Genomic DNA, 25810 nt, shown 5'->3' with positions numbered 1-25810 from the left:
TGCTTATTTAAAATTAAACACCGCTTTTAAAACGGCCATTCGCCCTCTTAGCTCATAGCTGTTATGCATTTGCATGTTAGCCGATACCGAATAGGTTTCAAATTTTTTAACATTCGCCAGATTCGTCAAGTTGAGTTCAAAGTCCGTTTTTGATTTTTTGTGACGATAGCGGATGAAGGTATCGAAAAACAAGTAATTAAAATCGTTGAATCCAGGTTGATGCGCATAGACATTCCGAGCACTGAACCGTACATGAAAACCGGAAAATAAGGTCATCGGTAACCCGAGCTGATGGGAAGACTGGAATGTATTTCGATCCAATCCCTGCACCTTTCCTTTCTGTTTACTGCTCATCCACGACAACTGCCCCGTGTACGAAAGATTCAACTGCTTCCAGATTTTTAATTCCAAATTAGGTCTCAAGGTATAGCCTATATTTTGAAATGGAAGGATCTCGTTATTGAAAAACTGGTTATAATCGGATAGGGACCACGATGCTGCCAGCTTCATGGTACTGGATAAGGCAAAGATGTATTTGTCAAATCCGACAGACGCCTGATAAGAATTGACGATATTTTCCTGTTCGATCAATTGTGTCTGTGTCGATTGATCATTCACCACATTGGATAGTATGGTGTTGGAGATGGATTGTTTATAATTCAATCCCACATTCATAAATAACAATTTTATCGTTCTCCCTACCTTATAATTTAAGCCAAACTCATTGTTTTTATTTTCGGTGATGACACCGTTATTGCTTGAGAAGGTGCGATAGTTTCTAATCAATAGCCCCTGATACACATTTTCTATATTTCCAAATGAATGGCTTCGTTGATAAGAAAAACTAAGTTCATCTTCCTGACTCACACGAAGCCTAGCGGAAAATGTAGGATTGAATACAATATCATGTTGATTTTTATCGAGGTTAAAATAAGGATCCGCATAACAGGTATATTGCCATGAAACCGGCAATACCAGTCGAGTGGCCCATCTCCTATTGCTCCATTCATATTCTGCATTTGCAGAAACGGAGGAGCGATTCCAGTGCAGCTTATTTTGAGTAGAATCTAGCGCGACATCCGCGATATTGCCCGCTTTATGGATCGCGATATTGGATCTCAATTTTTGATCTTCGACCATCGCACCGAGATTGTAGTATTGTTTTAATTTCCCTTTAGGAAGTCTATATCCGACACTTGCTTTCGTAAAAACTGTTGGAACTTCCACATGCTGCCAAGTCTGTTCATAAGGAACCCCTCCTGAGAACACATCAGGAAAGAGCCCTGGGGAGAATGATAAAGTTTGCGGTTTGGTCGCATAATTGAGATACCAGTTTACTTGGACAATATCACCATTTTTAAGTGCAGGTACCCATTCCAATTGATTTGAAAAGCCTTTTATTTGATGATGGAGACTGCCCAAAATAGTCTCCCCATTGCTTCCGATATTCGCCGCACGATCTTCCTTTTCATACTCAAATGAAAAAGCATTATTGATATAGCGTTTCTCTATATTTTTATTTAAACTCAAGCGCAGTGCCGCTAGCCATTCCGTTGTTTGGGTATACTGATTTTCATCAAAAATATAATCGCTATCTTCTGAAAAATAACTCGTCTCTCCTTTAAAATTGGTATTATTTTTATCCTGTAAGAGCTGAATATTGGATTTCAATTGGAAACCATTTTTGATATTCAATAGATTGTTGGCATTTAAAGCCACCGAATTATTCATAAAATAATTTGATTTGGCTACAGGTGGACCGCCGACAGTACCTAGAGCCAGTAGATTATTAACGGCCGAATACCCCATTCGCGAGAGCACAGTAGCTTGGTTAAACCCTGTAAAATCTCCCGTCAGATCATTTCCAATATTATTGCCCTGCAAGACATTCAATACTTTATATTTTTTATTAAACAGGATCGTATTGAGTTCGCCGTCATATTGCTTGGGTAGTCCTGCACCTAATTTTGCTTGACCCGTCAACTTCAGTTTCGCATCGTCCTTGATCACGAGATTGATCGCCACTTCATCAGTATAGCGTCTATTTTTGAGCACTTTCATGTGTTCATGATTGGTCAGTACCTCGATGTCCTTCACCATCTTATGCGGGATCGTTTTGGTTCCGATCGCATAGCGGTCATCCAATAAATCATCTCCATCAATATAGAACTTCGAAATCGCTTTTCCCTGATATTTGATACTTCCATTGTCCCCGACCTCAATACCCGGCATCCGTTTTAATACCTCACCAATGCTACGGTCCTCCTCTTTTGCAAACGAAGCCACGTTATAGGCAAGCGTATCACCAATCTGTCTGATCTGCGGTCGGCTTTTGACTTCTACATCTTCCAATAGCACTACTTTTTGCTCCAGTTCAATTGTTTTTTTTAAGCCAACTTCTGTCCATGGGATTATTTTTTTGTGATAACCAAGATGATTGATCTCCAGATACGCTCCATCCACATCTTTAACTGTAGCCAAAGAGAAAGCACCATCCGCCTTTGTTTCTTTGAAGGTTAACAATTTATGGTCACTAGATTTGAGCAGGACATGGATATGATTTAAGGCTTTCTTCGTGTTTTTATCCACTAAAAATCCTTCCATCACATGTTCCTGTCCAAAAATCTGTGCACTACAAAGCAGCAGGTAAACAATAAAAACAGCGCGTTGTAACATACTACGGTTTTAATTCTAAAGGATTATTCGTGACCGAAGAAGGTTTATAATTATCGTCATTTTTAATGGACATGGATTTAATTTTTGATGCGTCGATAGCTGAGGAAGATGAAGTGCCGCTACCTCCGCTGCTCACAAAAACACCTGGACCTGCAATTCTCACGTTGGACTTCGATTGCATATAGGCACTGGGATTTGCCTTAAATGCCTTTTCTAATTTTTCGACTTCATCTTTTGTCGACAAAATAGCCTTTGCGGGAGTTCCAATGGTCACTTGGACATCAGCCGCCAATTTATCAAAACCTGAATATTCAAACTCCACCTCATTCTGATCATCCTTTGCGGCTAGAATAAGTCCTGGCAAACCGTGTAATTTCCACGGTCCAAAAGAAAACGGAATATCGGTTGTAAACCATGCGGTATAATGTCGACCTGCAAAAGTGGTGGTGGCTTTTTGACAGGTATATCCACCTATTACTTTTGTTTCATCGGCTATATTCCAATCTTGTTTAGGATAGGTAGTCTCTAATAAAAACTCATCTGAAGCAACACGCTTCACTTCTACCATCTGGGATTTGGCAGGTTCGAGCAGATAAGATTCTTTGATGCCACTGGTGGATCTGGAGATCACTAAATTACCGTCAAAATCTGGAGCTGAAATCATTTTTGTGGTTTGCTCCTGCATTCTGGTCGTTGAATAACTGGTATAATAACTTGTTTGCTGACCTAAATAAGTAACGACTTCATCACGGGTATGCTTATCTCTTTTTGTCGTGTCATTGACATGCTTGAATATGTAATGCACTTTGGCGATTGCCTTTTCTTGCGCTTTAACAGCCATAAAACTGACTGAAATCAATACGGTTAGTAAGATCTTTTTCATAATGTTTACGATTTTTTTGTAAACTTACGAAATATTCGTAACTAACAAATACTCCTCATAAAAAATCATTCAATAAAAATGCAAGCAACTGATTATTTGATCAATAAAATTACGATATGATTATTTTTACATAAAATAGCCCATTTTTAGTGAGCTGTAAGTAGTGTTTTTTATGCTGGGAGGAAGATTTTTCCTGCTGCTTGGATTGTTAATCTCCAGTCGTTTCTGAGCCCCGGTTGAATTTGATATGCACCTTCTCTGCACCGTAATTATTGACCAATGCGGAGAAGGTGCAAGATGGAGAAAACTTCAAAGCAATGATCTATTCTACGATCAAATTAATTCCAGCCATATTCGCTTTGTATTTTATCTTTTCAATCAGGCCATAGTAGCTCCAGTTTCGCAAAAGGAATTCATCTTCTTTAGCAAACTCTTCCTTGTTCGTCTGATTGACCAATAATAATGTTCCTGCTTCAGATTTTACACATAGATCAATCAGCCTTCTGCTATAGAGATGCAAACGACTATCCACATAACGTTTCTCCTGTTCATTGACTTGCTCCATACTTTTCATCTTTTTCTTACGTCCATGACCACCTCTGTTGAAAGCTGCACCTTTTTGCAATCGGTATCTCGCCGCCTGAATAGCCATCCGCCGATATAGAAATTCTTCTTTGTTTCCTATTTGGTAACTATTTTTATCAATAGACACCGTGATCGGATGTTCTACAGACAACGATGCTTCAGCAATGATATGGTCTTTTAGTTCGTATTTCTTTTTCGGCAATTCCAGAGCGAGCAATAAAAATATCTTGCCTTTTACTATCTGGATGGAGCTTGCACAGATCTTGATTTTTCCGACCAGTGCCCTCTGCAATAAAACCCTCTTGTCCGATCGATCTTTGCCGAGATACGTGCGAAAGGGTATTTTGAACAGTTTCAATATAAAATCACGCCCTTTCTCATCATTGCTCAGTTTCACTTGATCTCCTCCAAATGGAATCGGCATATCTTTTTTATAATTTCTCAACGATTTTTCTCCTTTCCAATAGGCTAAACGATCAGTACTATAAGCCCTGTTTAAGGTCATATTCATGGACGAAAGAATATCCGATGGCAGTTTTCCTTTAAAATATAGAGACAATATGCGATACGTGGTATTCATCTTAGAAGTGGTGAATATACCTTCTGGATCTTTATCAAAATTAGCGAGCTTCACTTTGACGTCATCGCGCAGATAGATTAAATCCTTCATCTGCTCTTGGATGTATTGGTGCGTCATAACCATATTGGATCCGCGATACACCATGTCCTGCCACTCAAATAACTTTTTATAATACGCAGACCGTTGTTCTTGATCATCACAGTCCAAATAAATCTGAACTTTTCGGGTTAAAATTAGGGTATCTTTTTCCATAAGCGATATCTCTTTAATTATGCTGTTTTCTTGGCGTTTTTGATTTTAGTATGCGCCTGTACGAAGAGTTTTTTAACCATCGATGGATTCAAATTCAACGCTTCGGAAATCTGCTCAAATGACAACTGTAGCTCATAGCGCATATGAAAGATTTCGGCCTGATGCTCATTGAATTCACCCTCCAGTACCACCGAAGACCGTCTATTTAACAACTCCATTTGTTGCGAGTTATTGAATATGGAACGTAGTGTATCAATGGTTTTTTCGACCTGCAAACTGACTTCATAGTCAGATATACCACCCAAATAATAGGCAATGCGCTCGTAGTTAAAACTATACTGTAAACAGAGTTTGATGAATAGCTGCTGTTGATTGCTGAGGCTTGGCAACAGCCGGTTAAGTTTATCCAATCGCTCCTGCTTTTCTTCCTCCAGCTTCTCCAGATAGACGATATCCGTTTCCTCCTCTTCCTCTAGGGTATATCCCACCAGAAACTCTTGGTAATCTTCGATACCATCCAACCGTAGCAGTTTTCGGTGAAATCTAGTTTTTGTGGTATTGTAAAATGCATCTATAGCAGCTTTAACCTGTGCTTTTAAAAAGGCAAAGGTATCGTCTATTGTCTTCATCTGTTTTCGGCAGAGCCACAGTCGCAATAATGCTTCCTGCGCGATACTTTCAGCCGCACAATCATCCTTGGTCACGCGATATGATTTTACGAAAAGATATCCGTAGAAACGATTGTAAAAATAGGTCAAGCCTCTTTCATCTCCGTTCTGCAGAAAGGAGAGATATTTTTCAGCTTGCTGTGTTTGTAGTGTTTTACTCATAATCATTATTTTGGTCAGGGCACATGAGAATGCCAATACATTGGTTATTTATCTAAACAGATCTCAGCTGGTCTGGCGGATTTTTTTGGGAACTGAGATCATGTTTAAGGCATATATTAAAGCGACTTAGAACACTCCTGTCCTATTGGAATTGACCGAAAATATGTGGCTTTTTATCAAGAGCATGCAATATATCTTGTATCTAATGCCATAAACTCAAAGTGTCATTACCTAAATTATGTGTAGGCTTGCTTTTTCATCGTCATCAACGTGACCTGAGCGTACCTGAGATGGATATGGAGTTTTTAGAATATCGACTTACTTAGGCCATTGTGCAGTGACAGTTCTGTCAACTGTATAGCTTCCCTGTCGATTGCATATTCAATTGCACTAAGCTCAACCCCCTATTGCAATAAATTGAATTTAGCGAGTGGTACCCTCCTCACCCTACGGCTGTACAAGCAGCCTCCATTATTTTATATTGAGCGAAGTCAAAATTTCTAACTTTCTAACCCTCTAACTATCTAACGATTCTTCAACGTGTAGTCAGCAACAACAAATACAGCCAGCTAATTGTACACACCTTTCAATTTGTGATCAATAAAAACCCATGCTATTTTCGGTATTCAGTGAGTGGTAAAAATCCCTCACCCTACGGCTCTACAAGAAGCGTCCATTATTTTATATTAAGCGAAGTCAAAATTTCTAACTTTCTAGCTTTTCTACCTATTCTTTCAACTTCAAGTCAACAAACATTTTTTTAGTTTTTCTTTTTCGCATTACATTGTACATACTGTTTTCAGAACTGTACTTAGTAACTCTGACATTTGATAACTTTTAATCGTTTCATCAATTGTAAATACCATTAATGGTATTCGCGATTGATTGTACACACCTTTCAATTGTGTTCAGTAACAACTTGATGCTCTCTAGCTGATTCACAAACCGAATTGTACACAGCTTTCAATTTGTTGTCAGTAAAAACCCATGCTATTTTCGGTATTCAGTGAGTGGTAAAAATCCCTCACCCTACGGCTGTACAAGCAGCCTCCATTATTTTATATGATGAACTAGAAACTAACCTTCTAATCCTTTCACTTTCTAACTATTCTTTCAATTTGTGGTCAGTAGCGACTTACCTCCGTACCGAAGACCCGCAGCACATGTTGTATATACCTTTCAATTTTTGGTCAGTAGCGACCCCCTTACTATTATTCAGTATTCAGTGAGTAGCAAAAATCCCTCACCCTACGGCTATACAAGCAGCCTCCATTATTTTACATTGAGCGAAAAGTCAATATTTCTAACTTTCTCACCCCCTAACTTCATAACCTTCTAACTATTCTTTCAAATTGTGGTCAGTAACAACAGACTTTAATCTTAAACCTCAAGAAGACTAAATTGTACATACCTTTTAAGTTTGTAATTAGTTGTGATATCTTTTGGTTCCTTTTCGTTGCATCAATTGTAAATACCATTAATAGTCTTCATTATTGATTGCATATACCTATGATCAGTAACTACCCATGCTATTTTCGGTACTCAGTGAGTGATCATGATCCTCACCCTACGGCTGTACAAGCAGCCTAAATTATTTTATATTGAGCGAAGTCAAAATTTCTAACCTTCTCACCCTCTAACTTTCTAACTATTTTAAACGCTCTGTTAAATTTTGGTTAGCAACAACGAAATCATAGGGTTATATATCAGCATCACGGTTGTCTATACTTTCCACATTCTGGTCAACAACAACTTTTCCAAATTGAATAGAAAAGTGAAAATAATTGTACACACCTTTCAATTTGTGGTCAATAAAAACCCATGCTATTTTCGGTATTCAGTGAGTGGTAAAAATCGCTCACCCTACGGCTGTACAAGCAGCCTCCAGAATTATTTATTTGTGAGGATATTTTTGAGGAGTTTGCGTGGTATGAAATACTGCTTTGAAGATGATCAGTTCCTGCTCATCATCTAACGTATAAAAAACGATATAAGGAAATTTCGTTAGCACCCTGCCACGAAAGTTAAGGTAGAATACCTGAAAATATCGGACTTTCAAAATATCAGCAAGAGCTTTTTTATAGTCCTAAAGAAATTTTAATGCAACTTTTTAGATGCAGGAGTGATCAGTATGCTATAGGCCATATTTGACGTTCAACTCTTCGAAAAATAGATGAGCAGGCTGGCAATCATCTAACGACACGTCATTCTGAGACAAAAGGAACTGCTCTTGTTCATCAGTTAGTTTGAAATTGGTCTCTTTCGACTCGTATGTAGCCCCGATAAGTTCGAGTACTTCGAGGAAAAAAGAAGTCTTGTCTTCTGGAACAGATACTTTAAATGTAGTCATATTCAAATTTAACAATAAATATTCTAAGTCCCCAACTGGCAACTGTTAACAGTAGTAATGAATATTAATGGACATCACTTTCGAATTGTACTCATTAACAGATACCCTTCGATAATAGATAATATGCTTATCTATGTGTTTTGTACATACCTTGAAATTTGTTAGCATAAACAAATCATACTATTTTTCAGTATTCAGTGAGTGGTCATTTACAGCGCAAGCCTAATAATTTTAAAAAAAATGCAATTTTAGTCGTATTGTACATGTCTTTAACATTAAGGTCTGCAATAACCAATGCTTTTTTCAAGTACTCAGTGAGTGGTCATTCCCCTCACCCTACGGCTGTACAAGCAGCCTCCATTATTTTATATTGAGCGAAAAGTGAAACTTTCTAACCCTCTATCTATCTAACAATCTAACCTTCTCACCCTCTAACTATCTAATATCCTAACCTTCTCACCCTCCCAACCTTAGCTAAAATTCCGATCAATACCAATATGTCAAAGAACTAAATCATTCTAATGATGGTTTATATTTCTTCGTACTGAAGAACAAATTACAATATTGTCATTCCCAACAAACTTTCGTAATTTTAAATCAAATTTAGGCTTTGCCAACCATAATAATTCATGGTATCCTACCGATTTACCGGTAAAGTACCGATCCAAAAAATCATAGTATATGAACACTATTTTTGAAGAAAAAAAAGAAACCATGCACATCGGTCACAATATAAAACGGATAAGAGAAATTCAAGGAATAAAACAAGAGGCCTTTGGGCAATTGTGCAAAAGCAAATACTCGCAGCAACGGATTTCTGATTTTGAAAATATGGTCGCTTTTGAAGAGCCACTACTAAAAGAATTGTCAGATGCACTTGGGGTAACACCAGATTTCGTCAAATCGTTTAAAGACGAAAATGTGATCTATAATATACAGAATAACAATAACTCCACATTTAGTGACAATTCTGTCGGTCAGAATGCACAGCCCGTATTCAACAACGACGGCTCAGACAAACTGCTCGCACTATTAGAAAAATTTATTGAAGAAGACCGCATCAAGACCCAATCTATTGCTACATTAAGCAAAGCGGTACTGGATCTTGCCAGTGAAGTGAAGAAATTGAAAGAAGATAGATAAAGAATTATCAACATCATTTTAAATGATTAAATTCAATTTTGCAACGGGCGTTGCAAAATTGAATTTAAAATCGGTATTCACTTTATCACTGATAGTGAAACTTATCTTCCCAGTGCTTTTCTACGCTCCACCTCAGCCTGGAGGCTCTGGAACCACTCCTGATAGACACGAGGCTCATAGATCAGTTGCTCCTTACTATCCTTATTCACTTGCCCCCAATAGCCGCTTTTACTGGATTCGCTCCCTTCATACATCGAGATCTTAACCTCCGTCACATCATCATTAACGGTCTCCACATAAAACATGGTTTTAGAAGTGTTGGCATCTTTAGAAGAGCCAGTCCAAAAGCGATGTGATGCAGCATTTTTATTTTCAATTCTCTTACTCGCATTGATTAGACCAGTCTCTTTATCAGCACGGTCCAAAATATAACTCTCCGACTGCAATAAGCTAATAATGGACTTAAATATCAAATCATGACCTGATTCAAATTGTTTCGTTGTCATCATTTTTACCTCAGCAGGTGATTTAGTTACCATTTGAGTAGCGCATGAACTCAACAATGCGATAAAACATAACAATACTGTCGTTTTTTTCATTTCAATAAAAAACAAAAGTTTACAATATATGTAAACTTTTTTAGTTAACTTAGTATAGTGAATATAACCGAAGTAGCTACAAGTCAAACTCATCTAGTCGAAATTGTTTCAATTGAAAAAAGCGACTTCGAGAAATTACCTGCTGATAGGTATTTCTTTGATTGGAATGAAGAAGCTACTTTTGAAATATTTAAATTGACAATTAAAGGCAAGGACGATATACTCGGACTGATTTCATTTGAAACAATTACTGAAGAGAAGCGGATTCACATCCGATTGATAACCGCATCCCGGGAAAATGTAGGAAAAGATAAAATATATGATAAAGTTATTGGCAATTTATTGACACATGTAGCCAAACTTGCTGTACGTGATTTTGGTGAATGGGCATGTATTTCATTAAGACCCAAAACACAAATCGCACAACACTATATCGACAAATATAAAATGAATATAACGGGAATGACGCTGAGTTTAGAAGTTCCCAAGATTTTAGAATTAATAGAACTTTATGACCATGACTAATAAAAAAACAGCTCTTTTGGATGCTATTGAATATGGCGTAGATGCTAGATATGATTCTCAGGAGGATAAACAAAAGGAGGGTTTGGCTTTGATGGAGGCGAGAAGATTGAGAATGTCCAACATGTCTCAACAGGATCTATTACGTGCAAAATTGATGCAGTTAAAATTACAAATGGATGAATACCTGAACTCCTCAGAAAGCAATAAGGAATATCAATTCACTTCGTTTTTACATACCTATATCGATGCAATCTATGATAAACAACAAGATTTTGCTTTAGATTTAGATATTACTCCGGTGTCACTAAGCCAAATCTTAAACAATCATCGTGAACCAAAAGAAGAGTTTTTCAAAAAGCTGATGATTCATTCAGAACGTGTTTTTAAAACAATTAAAGGTTTTCATAATCAGAGTTGGTACATGATATATTACCGCGACAAGATCAACGAAACTATGGCGCACCAGGATGAATGGAAACCAGAATTAGAAAAAAAAATAAAGTTTCCTGCATTTTCTTAATGTATCACTAGCAAAAGTAGAAAATTTACGAAAGGAAATTCGAGACCTCATATATTTACTCAAAGAAGAAAATATCGTTCAACCGATTTACACCAAATTAGATGATAGTCTGATGCGGGACGAAATTGTAGAATACGATATTATTGAAAATTTCACAAATCTGCAAAGCTATAAAGACCGTGTAACATCTCTTATCAAAAAGAATAAACACCATATGGTCATTGATAAATTGCATAAAAATCATCCGATCAATTCACTTTGAATTACAGCAGCTCGAACAATATCTAATAGCCGAAGCATTAGGCTCAAAAGAAGAGTTTACAAATGAATTTGGTGACCAACCCCTAGGAACCTTTATCCGTTCCATAATCGGCTTGGATCTAGAAGCCATTACATCTGTTATATAACGGTTAAAGGTAAATAAAATATAATCCCTAAAAGGAAATAAGGCATTCTTCGTCTTCCTTCTCATAAGCAACAACTTTCTCTGTCAAAGAGTATCCATTATTTTATTTTAAAAGTGGAACTGTAACTAAAACTAAATACTTCTATAGTTTCTTTAAGTTGAACATTTTTAAATAGTTTAGTTGCGTAAGCAACAATAGTATTTGAGTACATTCAGGGACTTGGATTTTTTACTCCAAATCGGTCAATTTCACCGCTGCACATAAGCCACAAACAGATTTTTAAAATGGATATCTAACCACTACCCCTTCATTCAAACATCAACACTGCGATCATCAAGATGGAAAATCTAGATTTTAACAAAAAAATCCTTGCGGCACCATTCACCAGATCATAAACATATCAAAGCTTTTTATTTAATCATCATTTTAGCCGATCAGAGAGATTATTAATACAAAACCGCTCAGATACCCGACAAAATAAATTAGATCGCTTAAAAGTGCTTATTTGAGATGAAGCAATCTTCAGGCATTGATCAAGTATAGATGAAGCATAGATAGAGCGTTGATAGTGCATGGATAGTGTATCAACAGGTACCCTTTTACACACTATCTATGCTTAACCATTGCTTAGCATATGCACTACGCAAGCTTGGGAGATACATGAACCACCGTGTTCGCGTGCTGGTCTAGGCTCTGCTTGTAGATCCTCAGTCAAGCTACTGGCTTTAGTAGCTCTTTGGTACCTTCTTAGTAGCTTCTCCGTACATTCTTGGTACAGGATTGGTACACTCCCCGTGAATAGCCCGTACACTAACGGTACACTCTTGGCCACTTGAAAGCCTTATTTTCCTTCAAAATCAACAGCAGGGATGTCCAGCCTATTTGGATCTGATTCGTACGTTGTTTTAACCTTGTTCGCACCTTGTTTTGAACTTTCCTGTCCCTGCACCGCAGTTGCAAAGTCCCTGCACCGTCCATTTCCCGGGTCAGGGACGGGAAATAGGCGGTGCAGAAGCGGTATACAGACGGCTTTCGGTAGAACAGTGTCCGAATGTGGTATGAAGCTGGTATCGAGCTGGTTGCTGCCAAAACTACTCCGAAACATCCAATTTGGTATTTTTCTGCATTTCTTCGACCTTTCTTCTAGACTTGTTCTACCTCCACGTGAGTCCGCTTCGAGTGGGCTTCGACTCTCCCCTCACTCCCTGTCGAAGCCCACTCGAAGCCCACTGGGAGCCCACTCGAAGCGACCTAGGAAATGGGGCGAAGTTGGTTAGGAAAAGGTTAGAGGATTGCCCACCGAATGTCGAGCCAGTCTCCAAGTGATCCCAAAGGGCATTCCAAACTTGATCAAAGCATATGAAAAAATTAAAGAAAAACAATGCTAGTTGCTTATGCAATAGTATTTTTTTTAGATTCTCTATATTTTAAAAAACAATGTGTTATTTCAGTTTTTCGATTTTATTGCGTAGAACCTTGCTGGCATAGTAGATCGTGCGTAGTTTAAGATTGGTCTGTGTAAGGGTCTGCATCTAGATGATGATCGACTCGCCTGTACTGAGCTGGACAAGGAGATCAATGATAACTTTGATTAAAAATATTAGCCTCGCAATAAACATTTATAGTGGACTATAGTCGTTTGCTATCGGTTAGTGCAAATTGATCAATCCTGTCAGATAGAACAGGAAATAGAAAAGCCACATCTCACGACGTGGCCCTACTAAACATATGAATTAAACAGTAAATTATTGATAAGAGTTAATGGATTGAGATACTTTCCAGTTACCACCGTCATTGACCAAAGTAACTAAATCGATCTTGGTAAAACCTTCAAACTGCAGGATTACTTTTGCAATCATATAATCACTTGACTGCTCAACGATGGTGGTGCTTGTTTTACAGTTCAAATGTTCACCTTTTTGTTTTTTCAGTAATGAAATAACTTCTCCCCGGCTGTTAGTTTTATCTGTTGCTGCCTGTACTTTTTGACTGAAACCGGATGCGAACAACTGCTCTACTCCTGCTGACTCTCCTTCGGTCATCACGGCTACATAATGGTCAATGGCAAGATCTGCTGTGGATAAGTTGACAGCTGCTTTCTTAGAGTGGTCGCCTACTGGTTTTGCTGCCCCCATAGTGAACGTAGATACTGCGATCAAGACTGCTGCTGCGAATGTTTTTGCTAAAGTTTTCATATTGTCTTTATGTTATATTGTTAGTTTTTTATTTTAGTTGTTGATTCAAAAGTAGGGTGTAAATCGTCCCTACCCTATGGCAATTAGATTAAACCAACTAAAAACTCGGTGAATGGTGGAAATAAGGAGGTGAATCATTTTTGGATATTTTTGATTTGAGTATACTAACCGCCGAGGTCGATTGGCTAAATATTTTTTGTAAACAAGTCTGCCTAAAAAATGGCTTGTGAAGCTGTATGCTATAGCAAGTTTATTATGATCGAAAGAATTAGAACTGGAGTAGCATACTAACCGACAGAAAAGCTATTGATGACAATTTGTGAAAAAGTAAAATTTCTTTTGGAAAAGGATTTTCTGATCGATACATACACAATCTATTATTAGGCCTTGTTTGACATCGAAAATTAGCGGAAAATCACTCTTTTTATGAGAAATATCTGATAACATAATAGACTTACATTGCCTATAAATATCACTATTTTTTAATTATTTAGAAGGCTTATATGTTTTTATTAAAAACTTATCCTCCTGTTTTTTTTATTTATACTTGTAATAAATAATATTTCCATAACCTATGAATCTTCAAGAAGTAAAATCATACATAAGAAATTGAAACCAATATTTGCTACAAAAAGGAACTAAGGGATTGGTTAAAAAATTAGAAAAATTTCAATATTTTGAATTCCGGGAATTATGAATAAACTCGCTGCTGGTGATGGGCGTGCTACGGGAGCTATTGTAAACAGCATACTTATACTTCCGGCTCTGTTCTGCTCATGTTGGCATTTTTACGAACTAGCCCAGGAAAAAGAAAGTGCTACACGCAGTGTCGCGATCATTAATGAAACAAGCAATATGACTTCATATATCAGCAGGCTTTCTTATGCCGTAGCTGTCAATGTGAAAGATCCAGAGGTGAAAGCTGTCTCCATTGGAGTACTAGTGGTGGCGAATATATGCACATCAGGCTTGCAAACGGCGAGTGCAATAGTGAATGGATAGGTCATTCTGAAAGTAGGGATTAGTTTTTTTAAGCCGCTTAAGATTTTAATTTTAAGCGGCTTAACCATATTTACAACAGCCACCACCTAAATTTTCCCCAAGGGTAACGCGCTGTGAATTGCTTTCATTATCTATTTATAATTTGTTTGTCTTGTTGGGAGCTATTACTTTGGGAATTACAATTTAAAACTAGCGACTAACTTATAGTCCAATCTTTGTATTGAACTATATGTTGGATATAGTTATTCACCACATGAATTAGGGAAATTGGTCATTTTAAGAACATGTATTTATAGGTTTTTAAAAACGCAGAGCTTTGATTTTACAAACATAACGGCTTCGACTTATTGAGCGATAAAGATGATATGGAAATATGTGATGTCAATCCATGGGTTCCAAAATAATGATATCCTCGATCTTAAATTACGAAGATCAAACTGAAAATAGATAAAAAATGGATACTTATACGGTTTACCGTAATCTTATATTCTAGAAATAATCTTAACTTCGATAAAGCGATAGTCAAGATCTTGTTTTTAACAATGTAATTCACAACCAATATTAACCGTAAAAATGCAATTTAAAATAACGCTATTATCGAAAAGTAATTCAACTATAATACCGATTAATTATCAGTATCCATTGTCTAGTGCTATTTACAAGATTATTGCAAAGGGTGATCGTGAGTATGCTAACTTCTTACATGAGTCTGGTTATGGAAAAGGATTCAAATTATTTTGTTTCTCACAGATTAGCTGCCCATTTAAAATAGAGAATGATCGTTTAAGACTCTTAAATCCTGAACTTTCATTCTATGTCTCCTTCCATCTACCTGAAACAATGGAAAACTTTGTTAAAGGATTATTCCAATCGGAAACATTGGATATTGCCGATCATAAGTCAAAGGTAAGTTTTAATGTTAAATCCGTGGAGTCATTGCCAAATCAGCTAACAGATTATATAGAGAATGAATTAATAAATATATCAATGAAACCGCTATCCCCTATAGTTGCTAGTATGCCTAGAGAAAGTGGAATATCCGAATACCTTGCTCCATCTGATCCCAGATTCATAGAATCTCTAATTTACAATTGGCGAAGCAAAATCGCCACCTGTTATCATGAACAAACAGCTTCAGAAGCCTTACTTCTATTGGAAACTATATCATTCGTAAAATCTGCTAAATCAAGATTAATCACAATAAAGGCAGATGCAGCAGAAGAAACAAAAATTAAAGGATGGTGGAACTTTGGTTTAAAAGTAACTGCGGAACGTCGATTTGTGGAGCTTTTACTAAATTCTGGAATCGGCAGAGAAAATAGTATGGGATTGGGGTATGTGGAGCTGATAAAATAGAATTGTTATCAATTGTATTAAAGAATATGTGATGCCTAAAAAAGTATTAAAATTATGATAAAAGAACTGATAAATTTCACAAATAACCTAGATGAGGAATTTAAAAACTTAGGTTCTAGTCCAAAAGAAGGATTGCATATCCTGATGAGATATCAAACGGATGAATATGGCGTAATATCAATGGATGAAACTGATTATCAATATGAATTTTTCTCTAAGAAACAAAAAACAGGCACATCTGAGTTTTTGAACTACTGTAAATCATTACATCAAAATGCTTGGTGTATTGACACAAATAAGTGCTTTGACTTACCTACGAAAGCAATTCATACCTGCTCACCTTTCAGCGTAGCTTTTAAACAGGAACATTTAGAAGGTGGTGCAAAATTTAATGCTAATAAAAAGAAAAAACAGATTTACGATCGGTTCAGTGATTATTTTGCAAAAGCGTTTGCTCTTTTTAAAGATAATAACGAACAGGAAAAATATATTGTCTTCAAGAATTTCTTTAGTGATAATGCATTTTCTAGCGTGCTTAAAAAAATCGAAGAAGAACGAGCTGATCAATTCAATAAATCAACCGAAGAAGCAGAGAAATTAAAAAGTCAATTCAAAGAGGAGAAAGATAAGTCCATTAAAGAATCTTTAAAAAGTCAAATAGCAGATTACGAGCAAGAATTGCTAAAAGTAAAACCTTTGGACGATAGCAACTACATCATTTTTTATCTTGACCTCCCCCTAGAACAATACAAGGAAGTGCACAAAAAGTATTTGGATGACAAACTTTTTAATACCGACAAATATAACACAGCCCCAAATGAAGAAGGTTTAATATTAGGCACCAACAACTTCATGAATGGCTTTAATGGAAATATGCCTTTTTTAATGCACCAGACAGCCAGTTTTGATATTACGGGTAGAATTTCAAATCAAGATGCAAAACTTTTGAACGATCTTAAAAACATGTTTCCAAATAAAACGCTGCCCAATCCATTGCCTATTTTGATCTATGAGGATGAATTGCAAAATGAGGTGATCGGCTTATTTAAAGAAAGCAGCTTTAAACTCAGTTATAGAGAAATTTTAGAAAGACTAATTGCTGACAACGAAGTTGATTTATCCAACTACTACCTATTATTCTGGCAAAACACAATGGACGGAATTGTCTTCAAAGATTTCGATTATGTGTCAAAGTTTGATTATAAAGTCAAAGACCTAATCATCCACAATCTATTTGAAATAAGAGAGAAAGGTGGTAAAGTAGATAAGCACTACTCTCTAATCAAAAATATCTTTGATTTTGAATTACAGGTTTTAAAACCTCTTATTCAGAATAAATATCATCGTGTTGACTTCTTCGGCGACCTTAATAAGGATGAGTTCGCTAAACTTGATTTGACCTTTTCTTCCTTCTCCAAATACCGAAAGGCGGTGTACGATTTTGTGTATAAATCTCAAAGAAGCAGTATTGACGGTCATGCTTTTTACGAAATGGTATTTAACAGTATACTTGATGACATCAAGAACGGAAACAACTACGGAGTCAAAGAAAAACTCAATATATGGTACAGCCTTTACGACTATTTTAATCCTAAAAAAAATATAAATATGATAAATAGATTAAAAGAATATCAGGACTTTGTCCGAGAGATTATAAACGATGAAGATCTAAACGATATTACTGATGAGAAATTCGCTTTTGCTGCAGGTCAGGTTATTGAATATATTTTAAGTAAAAGTAAATCGGCAGACAACAGCTTCAATTTGCTTGAACCTTATTTGCAACAATCTAGATGTGCAGAATTCAAAAAAGCTATCGCTAATGACTTTAGCCGCTACAAACACGAGAACTTCTCCAAAAACTTCGAGAAGGTCGCAGCTTTCGTATTGAGTTACGAAACAAGTGCTAATTTAAAAAATTTGTTACCACAAATTCTCTCGGGAGCATTTGCCAAAAATCAATTATTCAGTTCTAACTCTTCAAAATAAAATATCATGACAACATTTAACAATCGCGTTTACGGAGCAGCTATCATCAAATCAATCAACTCCAACTACAATGCCGACTTTTCTGGACAGCCCCGCAAACTACCAAATGGAACGGTGTATGCAACCGATAAAGCTCTAAAATATTCCATACGTAATTTCTGGAAAAATGTTCTTTCAGAAAAAATATTTTATTTCAAATCATTAAGTGAAGAAATGTCTCCTCGTACATTGGATGAAACTTACAATCTTCATTTTGGCCAATTTAAAGGGAAAGATAAAAGCCCGGAGTTAAGATTAGAAGTTATGGGTAATATATTAAAATGTTTAGATGTCAAACTTTTTGGTGGAACCTATGCAGGAAAAACCAACATTTCTATTCATGGCACTTGCCAGATAACCCATGGCTTGAATAAGTTTACTGAAAATGTAATTTATTCAGAGCAAATCATGTCCCCTTTTAAAAACTCAAATACGGACAGTAAAGATAGTACAATGACTACTTTAGGCTCACAATCTAGGTTACAAGAAGGGCACTATGTGCATCATTTTTCTGTAAACCCTAAAAACATCGAAGAAGACACAACTCGTGTCGGCGGAGACGGCCTGACAGATGGAGACATTGCAAAACTAAAAGAAGGGTTACGCAAAGGAGCTACCTATTATGATTCAGCAGCAAAAGCAGGTACTGAAAACGAATTGTTACTATGGGTGCAATTAAAAGCTGATTCGAAATTAGTGCTACCTTCTTTTGTGAGCTTGATTGAGGTAAATGAAGACAAAGAAATCGATCTATCGAAAGTTGCTTCTTTATTAGCTGAGAATCATGTGAAAAGTGAAATCGAAAAAATAGAAATTTATTACAACAAAGCCAATACTAAAGTATTAAGCGAACCAGCCGGTGCTGTATTTACTGAACTCTAAAACAGCAGCTTATGAAACTGATATCATTTGATGTGCAGGCAGATTTTGCTTTTTTTCGAAAGCCTGAAACCAACAACACCATTAACCTATCGTACAACATTATCCACAAACCTGCGATTTTAGGTTTTTTGGGGGCAGTATTGGGGTTAGCCGGCTATCAGGAGAAAGGTAAACTACCTGCTTATTACGAAAAGCTGAAAGATGTAAAATTGGGGGTAGAACCATTGGGACACGAAAAAGGAAATTTTGCAAAAACAAATATCAAATACAGCAATACGGTTGGATATGCCAACAAGGCGGCTAATTTCTTAACGGAAGAGCTTACTTTGATAAATCCTGCATATCGTATTTATCTACTTTTGGATGAAAATGACCTATTGCAAGTTCAACTTCTTAGCTCACTACAAAAGGGCGAATCTGTTTATGTACCTTATTTAGGTAAAAATGAATTTACAGCTTGGTGGGAGCCTATTACTTACAAGGAGTACGCATTTAATCACAAAAAAATTAAAGATGGGGAAAGCGTGAAAATTATGACTTTATTTCAAAAAGATATAAAACTGAAAGATCAATTAGAGCCACCTTTCCCAGACTTTTCCAAACCATTCAACTTTGATGAGTCACCATTTATCTATTTTGAAAGGTTGCCAAAACAGTTTGACGAAGTACTGATGCAATATGAACTGGTAGAATTTGCTTATTCGACCTATCAGATTAAAAATGCGAACCGTCTGGAAAACCTTTATTTTCTAGAAGATTTAGATGCTTATGTCCAATTATTTTAAATCAATAAAAGACATCTTAAATGAGTTACCTGCATTGTCGGATTATCTGGTTAATGCAGGAACTTATTTTGCGCACTTAGCCAAGAAAGATGTCCTCCTTCCAAAAGAGAAGTTAGAAGAGCATATCAACCTGGTAAACGATTATGCCAACGTCTTAACTGAACAGCATCAACTTGATCATATAATCAATAAATTGATTACTGATTGTATTGACAGGAATGATGATAAAACTTCTAATTATCTCAAGAAGTTATTTATCAACACTATTGTTTTTCATGATTTTGGAAAAATCAATGAGCACTTTCAGCTCGATAAAATGAAAAATAATTTATTTAAAGAAAACGTTCCAAACAATAGCCCAATAGGGTCGACGCATTCGGCATTGGGCGCTTATCTCTATTTGACAAAACACCTCAATGAAATTGTATTTGAATACAATCAGGATCCACGTTTAATGACAGCCTGCATTTATTTATCTTATTCCATTTTCAAACACCATGGTAGTCGATTTACTGATGATACACTGAGTACAACCAATTTTGATGAATTACAAGCTAAATACAATTTTGAAGAAGTGTCTCAATTTCTTTCCAATTATTTGATTCATTTTGATTATCAAATCCACCCAAATATTCTCGCAATAATTGGAAAAAATGATTGGCTAAAATCAAACTTAAAATTGGTCGAGAATAACTCGTTTTCACTATATGCACTTTGTCGGCTCAATTTTTCGCTTCTAACTGCATCAGATTATTTGGCGACCAACGAGTACATGAACCAAGCTCCGTTAAAAGAATTCGGGGTATTGTCATTAGAGCGAATAAGTGAAATCTATGCGCATGTCACTACAACGGAGTGGATAAACGAAACCGAGGGTAAGCGAAACTACAACAAAGCGGTATTTGAAAAGATAGGCAACTATCGCTTGCAGCACCCAGTAGTGGCAAGTGGCGATAATTTGAATATCCTTCGAACTGAAATGGCTATTGAAGTCATTCGGAATATCCGTAGCAATAAAGATCAAAACCTCTTTTATATTGAAGCGCCTACGGGTGGAGGAAAAACAAATCTGTCAGCTTTAGCCGCTTTAGAATTGCTGAAGCTACACAAAGGTAAATACAATAAAGTCTTTTATGTGTTTCCTTTTACCACCCTGATTACTCAGACATATAAATCGCTAAAAGAGACCTTATTTTTGAATGATAATGAAATGGTGGAGTTGCATTCCAATGCGGGAATGAAGGTGAAAGAAAATACAGAAGATGATGCCTATGGTAATAATAAGCTAAATTATATCAACCATCTTTTTGTCAACTATCCGTTTGGATTTTTATCGCACATACGCTTCTTCGATATCCTAAAAACGAACGAAAAGGAAACCAATTATCTGCTGCACCGCTTAGCAAACTCTATTGTGGTTATCGATGAGCTACAATCCTATAATCCAGAACATTGGGATAAGGTGATCTATTTTATAAAGCAATACGCGGATAAATTCAATATCAAATTTATCTTAATGTCGGCTACCCTCCCCAAATTGGACAGATTAGATGTAATTAAAAATCAAGTGCAGGAGTTTACCTATCTATTGCCAAATGCAAAAGAAAAATATTTCAAGAACCCCAATTTTGCAGGTCGGGTTGCCTTCAATTTTGATCTTTTTGACCGTAAAGATCTACAACTACAAGAAATTGCTGATAAGCTTTTATTTGAGTCAGCGGTGTATGCAGACAAAGACTTTGGAAAATCAAAACCGTTGGGAAGTGTTTATACGATCATAGAATTTATCTTTAAAAAAACAGCAACAGAATTTTACGAATTGATTAAACGGTCTGATTTCTTTGATGAAACCTTGTTGCTATCTGGAACCATTCTGCCACACCGCAGAAAGGAAATCATCAACTTCCTTAAAAATAAAAACAACCGTCAAAAGAAAATTCTTTTGGTGACAACTCAAGTGGTGGAAGCCGGTGTAGATATCGATATGGATTTGGGATTTAAAGACCGGTCATTGGTTGACAGTGATGAGCAACTGGCAGGTCGGATCAATCGGAATGTCAATAAGCAAGGTTGTTCTTTATTTCTCTTTAACTATAATAAGGAGGCTATCATCTACGGAAATGACAAAAGGCTTGAGCTTACACGGAAATTTATTAGCCGAGATACCTATCAAGAAATCTTAGTTAACAAGGATTTTGATAAACTCTACGATCTGGTACTCAATGATAGGAATGAATGGAATAATAGAGAAATGGCCGTTGGTTTCAAGGATTATGAACATAAAATCAAGCAGTTAAAATACCAATCCGTTCATGAGCAATTTAAACTAATAGCGCAAAACAACTTATCTTGCTTCGTTCCAATCGCTGTTCCGATAACGGTTGAAGGTGTTATGAAGGGACATATTGATACTGTTTTTACTTCTTCAGAATTATTATTTTTAGCCAAACAACAGGTTTATCCAAATGTAAATAATGAAATAGAAGGTGCTGAAGTTTTTGAAGTCTATTTGAACTTAATACATAATAAACAAGAATTTATAAAGCAAAAAACAGATAAAAAAATACTGCAAGGTATCATAGGAAAGTATGTCTTTTCATTGTTTGCAACAAACAAGATAGAACAACAGATAGTATTATTTTCCGACGAAGAAAAAAGTGCATTTGGTTATAAATACATCGAACGTTGGCGTGACTTCTATGCTGTAGAAACAGGAATGCGCGATAGTGATTTTAATAGTAATGAAACCCAATTCTTATGACCATCAACGCTACACTTATTAATCTACACAATATCTGCCAAAGGGAATGTTGGCTCCATGCCAATGGTGTGCGTATGGAGCATACTAGCGACACAGTTGCTGATGGAAAGTTATTGCATGAAACGAGCTATGCTGATCGTAATGTAAAACATTCAGAATTGGCTATCGAAGTTATATATGAATCGATACATCTTTATGGTAAAATCGATTTCTACGATGCTAAGAGTAAAATCATTCACGAAACCAAACGAGGTAACAAAGTCGAAGAAGCCCATAAGTGGCAGGTAAAATTTTACCTATGGCTATTGAAACTAAATGGAATCGATGGTACCACTGGAATTATCGAATATCCGTTGTTGCGACAAACTGATACAGTGGCATTATCCGTATCAGATGAGTTGCATCTCCAAAAACTAGTATACCAAATAAACGTTTTGCAAGAATCACAAACTTGTCCGCCTGTGATCAATAGCAAGATATGTCGGTCGTGTAGTTATTATGACCTGTGTTATATTGGTGAGGAAATTTAGACTTTAAATAATAATCAACAGATGAGCGAGATACTTTTATACCAGACAAAGGATAACGAAACGGCTCTTAAAGTACGGTTTGACGGTGAAACAGTTTGGCTGAACCAATATCAATTGGCGGATTTGTTCGAAACTGACAGCACCTCTAACTTTAAGCATTTAAAGAATATATATGCTGAAGGGGAATTGAATGAAGATTCAACTTGCGCAAAAATTGCACAAGTTCGCCAAGAAGGAAAAAGGTTAGTTACGAGAAATGTATTAAATTACAATTTGGACGCAATTTTATCTGTTGGTTATCGAGTGAACTCGAAACGTGGTACTCAATTTCGTCAGTGGGCAACCAAACACTTAAAGGATTACTTGGTACAAGGGTATGCAATCAACGAAAAATGACTTGCAGAAAAGCAACAACAGGTAGAATGGAAATTGTAAAACAGTTTATTATTAGCATCCTAAATAGAAGTGAATAGAGACTTACTATGAAAAAAACGTACTATCTCTTTAATCCAGGTCGAATGAGCCGGAAAGATAATACCCTAAAATTTATACCTGTAGATGAAGATGGTATAGAAGGAACTCCTAAGTATATTCCTGTAGAAGGTGTATCTGATTTATTTTGTTTTGGAAGCTTAGATGCTAATAGTGCTTTGTACAATTTTCTTGGCAAGGCTGGCATTGCTGTTCACTTTTTCGACTACTATGAGCATTATACAGGTTCGTTTGCACCAAAAGAGTATCTCCTTGCAGGAAAAATGCAAATTGAACAAACCAAGCGATATATAGATAAAAAGAAGCGTATGGAAATTGCTAGGAAATTCGTTTCAGGAGCAGCATTCAATATGGGTAAAAACTTACGATACTATATCAATCGGGACAGACCAAACCTCGCTCCTACGCTAGAAGTAATTGAAAGCTTTGGTAACTTAATAGCCGATACTTCTGCTATTGATGAGTTAATGGGAATTGAAGGTAATATCAGACAAACGTATTACTCGACTTTTGACTCGATCATAACTTCGGATTTTCAAATGGATAACCGTAGTAAAAGACCGCCTAAAAATGAAATCAATGCTTTGATTTCATTTGGCAATATGCTTTGTTATACTTTATGTCTAAGCCAAATTTATCATACACAACTCAATCCAACGATAAGCTTCCTTCACGAACCTGGATACAGACGATATTCACTAGCTCTCGATGTGGCAGAGATTTTTAAACCGCTACTGGTGGATCGTATTATTTTCAGATTACTCAACAAAAAAGAGCTGCAGGCTAAAGATTTTGACCATCAAATCAACAGCTGTGTGCTGAAGGAGTCTGGACGTAAGACCTTTGTTCGCATCTGGGAAGAAAGAATAAATGAAACCTTTAAACATCCAGTACTAAAAAGAAATGTGAGTTATAAACATCTGATAAAACTGGAATGTTACAAACTGACTAAACATATTTTAGGTATGGAAGAATATAAACCTTTCAAAGCAAGATGGTAGTATGTATGTGATATTAGTTTATGATATGGGTGAAAAGCGCGTTGGCAAAATGCTCAAACTTTGCAGACGCTACCTCAATTGGATTCAGAATTCTGTTTTCGAAGGAGAAATTACTGAAATTAAATTGAAAGAGCTTCTATTCAATGCAAAAGAAATAATGATTTTAGATGAAGATAGCATTATACTTTTTAAAAGTCGACAGGAAAAATGGATGGAAAAAGAAGTTCTCGGAAAAGAAAAAAATGAATTAACTACCTTCCTATAAATCATCTACATGTCGTCGATGAGGACGACGAAAGAAAGATCTTTGACATGTTAATTACTAAAATACTTCTAAATTGCCCTTTAACAAGAATTAAAGAGGGTTGTCGCTGATAGGGGTAAATCTTACTATTGTGCATCGACTAATTTTCACAAAGAATAAGTGGATGATACATTGGTTTTCTCGCCTTTAAAAGCTACATTTGTATGTCGTATTATACGGCCTTTAATCGCACCATCTTGGAATTGAAATCATCATGCCACATAATTCCCACTATCCTTGGGTTCCCTTTAATCGCACCATCTTGGAATTGAAATATGTGTTTGTATATTTCTATACCTCCAATTTTAACCTTTAATCGCACCATCTTGGAATTGAAATAAGATATACATCTTACCTGATGCACCTTGAACTCTACCTTTAATCGCACCATCTTGGAATTGAAATTTTTGTTTGGTTTTTATATTAGTTTAAAATTCGACCTTTAATCGCACCATCTTGGAATTGAAATATAATAAATAATAATATTATTGATAGTATGATTATACCTTTAATCGCACCATCTTGGAATTGAAATAGGCGAGGGAGGTTTACGTAAACAGCGTGCTATGACCTTTAATCGCACCATCTTGGAATTGAAATCTTATTTGAATTTTAAGACGATTAACACTTTCTTCTAACCTTTAATCGCACCATCTTGGAATTGAAATTCAATTAAAGTAAGTGCATGACTTACTTTTTGATCCCTTTAATCGCACCATCTTGGAATTGAAATCAGTTTGGACCGAAAAAGGTAAAAACTACATAGGCAGCCTTTAATCGCACCATCTTGGAATTGAAATATAGATGAAGAAACAGAACAAAAATACTTAGAATACCCTTTAATCGCACCATCTTGGAATTGAAATCTAAATATATAATGTTCATCCTCATGTTCGAAACTCCTTTAATCGCACCATCTTGGAATTGAAATTATATTCCTAAATCTGTAGGATTTATATCATCGTAATCCTTTAATCGCACCATCTTGGAATTGAAATTCCTAGAATCTACAGATTTTAGAGAAAGTAAATCACCTTTAATCGCACCATCTTGGAATTGAAATATAATACCCGTTACCATATTGATAAACGGGTTGTGCCTTTAATCGCACCATCTTGGAATTG

The 25810-nt window shown here is 36.1% G+C and carries 23 protein-coding genes and 1 CRISPR repeat array; of the genes, 14 read left to right on the top strand and 9 right to left on the bottom strand.

What is annotated here, in order from left to right; translation table 11 throughout:
• Positions 1–3: 3 nt before the first annotated feature.
• From B3P23_RS20585 to B3P23_RS20565, 5 genes are all read right to left on the bottom strand, one after another.
• Positions 4–2676, bottom strand: a complete 2673-nt coding sequence (locus B3P23_RS20585) for a hypothetical protein (RefSeq protein WP_293929203.1) — start codon at positions 2674–2676, stop codon at positions 4–6.
• Position 2677: 1 nt separating this feature from the next.
• Positions 2678–3559 carry a GLPGLI family protein gene (locus B3P23_RS20580; RefSeq protein ID WP_293929201.1) on the bottom strand — a complete coding sequence of 294 codons (882 nt, stop codon included), beginning with the start codon at positions 3557–3559 and terminating at the stop codon, positions 2678–2680.
• A gap of 322 nt (positions 3560–3881) precedes the next feature.
• Positions 3882–4976: a hypothetical protein gene (locus B3P23_RS20575; protein WP_293929198.1), complete on the bottom strand. Its 1095-nt coding sequence runs from the start codon at positions 4974–4976 to the stop codon at positions 3882–3884.
• 17 nt (positions 4977–4993) lie between these two features.
• Positions 4994–5806: a hypothetical protein gene (locus tag B3P23_RS20570; RefSeq protein WP_293929196.1), complete on the bottom strand. Its 813-nt coding sequence runs from the start codon at positions 5804–5806 to the stop codon at positions 4994–4996.
• Positions 5807–7940: 2134 nt separating this feature from the next.
• Entirely contained in the window at positions 7941–8198 is a 258-nt protein-coding gene (locus B3P23_RS20565) for a hypothetical protein (RefSeq protein ID WP_293929194.1), read from the bottom strand.
• 639 nt (positions 8199–8837) lie between these two features.
• On the opposite strand from B3P23_RS20565, the gene B3P23_RS20560 reads away from it, so the two are divergent.
• Positions 8838–9299, top strand: a complete 462-nt coding sequence (locus B3P23_RS20560; protein WP_293929192.1) for a helix-turn-helix domain-containing protein — start codon at positions 8838–8840, stop codon at positions 9297–9299.
• 101 nt (positions 9300–9400) lie between these two features.
• Here the strand turns inward: B3P23_RS20560 and B3P23_RS20555 are convergent, their stop codons facing one another.
• Positions 9401–9898 (bottom strand): hypothetical protein, encoded by a 498-nt coding sequence (locus B3P23_RS20555; protein WP_293929190.1) that lies wholly within the window; start codon positions 9896–9898, stop codon positions 9401–9403.
• A 57-nt stretch (positions 9899–9955) separates the two neighbouring features.
• On the opposite strand from B3P23_RS20555, the gene B3P23_RS20550 reads away from it, so the two are divergent.
• The 3 genes from B3P23_RS20550 (at position 9956) to B3P23_RS20540 (ending at position 11350) form a co-directional block, all read left to right on the top strand.
• Positions 9956–10423 (top strand): hypothetical protein, encoded by a 468-nt coding sequence (locus B3P23_RS20550; RefSeq protein ID WP_293929188.1) that lies wholly within the window; start codon positions 9956–9958, stop codon positions 10421–10423.
• Positions 10416–10943 (top strand): hypothetical protein, encoded by a 528-nt coding sequence (locus tag B3P23_RS20545; protein ID WP_293929186.1) that lies wholly within the window; start codon positions 10416–10418, stop codon positions 10941–10943. Before B3P23_RS20550 ends, B3P23_RS20545 begins: the two co-directional genes overlap by 8 nt.
• 221 nt (positions 10944–11164) lie before the next feature.
• Positions 11165–11350: a hypothetical protein gene (locus tag B3P23_RS20540; protein WP_293929184.1), complete on the top strand. Its 186-nt coding sequence runs from the start codon at positions 11165–11167 to the stop codon at positions 11348–11350.
• 616 nt (positions 11351–11966) lie between these two features.
• Here the strand turns inward: B3P23_RS20540 and B3P23_RS20535 are convergent.
• From B3P23_RS20535 to B3P23_RS20525, 3 genes are all read right to left on the bottom strand, one after another.
• The gene (locus B3P23_RS20535) at positions 11967–12182 is read right to left on the bottom strand and encodes a hypothetical protein (RefSeq protein ID WP_293929182.1); all 216 of its coding nucleotides are present in this window, start codon (positions 12180–12182) and stop codon (positions 11967–11969) included.
• Between the two features lie 9 nt (positions 12183–12191).
• Positions 12192–12455: a hypothetical protein gene (locus B3P23_RS20530; protein WP_293929180.1), complete on the bottom strand. Its 264-nt coding sequence runs from the start codon at positions 12453–12455 to the stop codon at positions 12192–12194.
• 640 nt (positions 12456–13095) lie between these two features.
• Entirely contained in the window at positions 13096–13545 is a 450-nt protein-coding gene (locus B3P23_RS20525; protein ID WP_293929178.1) for a nuclear transport factor 2 family protein, read from the bottom strand.
• A 693-nt stretch (positions 13546–14238) separates the two neighbouring features.
• On the opposite strand from B3P23_RS20525, the gene B3P23_RS20520 reads away from it, so the two are divergent.
• The 10 genes from B3P23_RS20520 to cas2 all read left to right on the top strand — a co-directional run bounded on the left by B3P23_RS20520 (position 14239) and on the right by cas2 (position 24647).
• Positions 14239–14547 carry a hypothetical protein gene (locus tag B3P23_RS20520; RefSeq protein WP_293929176.1) on the top strand — a complete coding sequence of 103 codons (309 nt, stop codon included), beginning with the start codon at positions 14239–14241 and terminating at the stop codon, positions 14545–14547.
• A gap of 573 nt (positions 14548–15120) precedes the next feature.
• Positions 15121–15903 (top strand): CRISPR-associated endoribonuclease Cas6, encoded by a 783-nt coding sequence (gene cas6 / locus B3P23_RS20515; protein ID WP_293929174.1) that lies wholly within the window; start codon positions 15121–15123, stop codon positions 15901–15903.
• Between the two features lie 54 nt (positions 15904–15957).
• A complete protein-coding gene (locus B3P23_RS20510; protein WP_293929172.1) occupies positions 15958–17892 on the top strand; it encodes a hypothetical protein in 1935 nt (644 codons plus the stop codon).
• A 6-nt stretch (positions 17893–17898) separates the two neighbouring features.
• A complete protein-coding gene (locus B3P23_RS20505) occupies positions 17899–18813 on the top strand; it encodes a type I CRISPR-associated protein Cas7 (RefSeq protein ID WP_293929170.1) in 915 nt (304 codons plus the stop codon).
• An 11-nt stretch (positions 18814–18824) separates the two neighbouring features.
• Positions 18825–19598, top strand: a complete 774-nt coding sequence (gene cas5b, locus B3P23_RS20500; protein ID WP_293929168.1) for a type I-B CRISPR-associated protein Cas5b — start codon at positions 18825–18827, stop codon at positions 19596–19598.
• Positions 19582–22359, top strand: coding sequence for a CRISPR-associated helicase Cas3' (gene cas3 / locus B3P23_RS20495; protein ID WP_293929166.1), 2778 nt, complete (start codon positions 19582–19584; stop codon positions 22357–22359). The genes cas5b and cas3 overlap by 17 nt, the downstream gene beginning before the upstream one ends.
• Complete coding sequence (gene cas4 / locus B3P23_RS20490) at positions 22356–22889, top strand: CRISPR-associated protein Cas4 (RefSeq protein ID WP_293929164.1); 534 nt, start codon at positions 22356–22358, stop codon at positions 22887–22889. Before cas3 ends, cas4 begins: the two co-directional genes overlap by 4 nt.
• 21 nt (positions 22890–22910) lie before the next feature.
• The gene (locus B3P23_RS20485) at positions 22911–23285 is read left to right on the top strand and encodes a virulence RhuM family protein (RefSeq protein ID WP_293929162.1); all 375 of its coding nucleotides are present in this window, start codon (positions 22911–22913) and stop codon (positions 23283–23285) included.
• Positions 23286–23371: 86 nt separating this feature from the next.
• Positions 23372–24382 carry a type I-B CRISPR-associated endonuclease Cas1b gene (gene cas1b, locus B3P23_RS20480; protein ID WP_293929160.1) on the top strand — a complete coding sequence of 337 codons (1011 nt, stop codon included), beginning with the start codon at positions 23372–23374 and terminating at the stop codon, positions 24380–24382.
• A gap of 1 nt (position 24383) precedes the next feature.
• Positions 24384–24647 (top strand): CRISPR-associated endonuclease Cas2, encoded by a 264-nt coding sequence (cas2, locus tag B3P23_RS20475; RefSeq protein WP_293929158.1) that lies wholly within the window; start codon positions 24384–24386, stop codon positions 24645–24647.
• A gap of 219 nt (positions 24648–24866) precedes the next feature.
• Positions 24867–25749: a CRISPR direct-repeat array (repeat unit 30 nt; unit sequence CCTTTAATCGCACCATCTTGGAATTGAAAT).
• Positions 25750–25810 lie beyond the last annotated feature (61 nt).

The sequence above is a fragment of the Sphingobacterium sp. UBA6320 genome (assembly GCF_002440335.1).
GTDB lineage: Bacteria > Bacteroidota > Bacteroidia > Sphingobacteriales > Sphingobacteriaceae > Sphingobacterium.
Note: the sequence above shows the minus strand (reverse complement) of the source record. Positions and strands in the feature narration are given on the sequence as shown.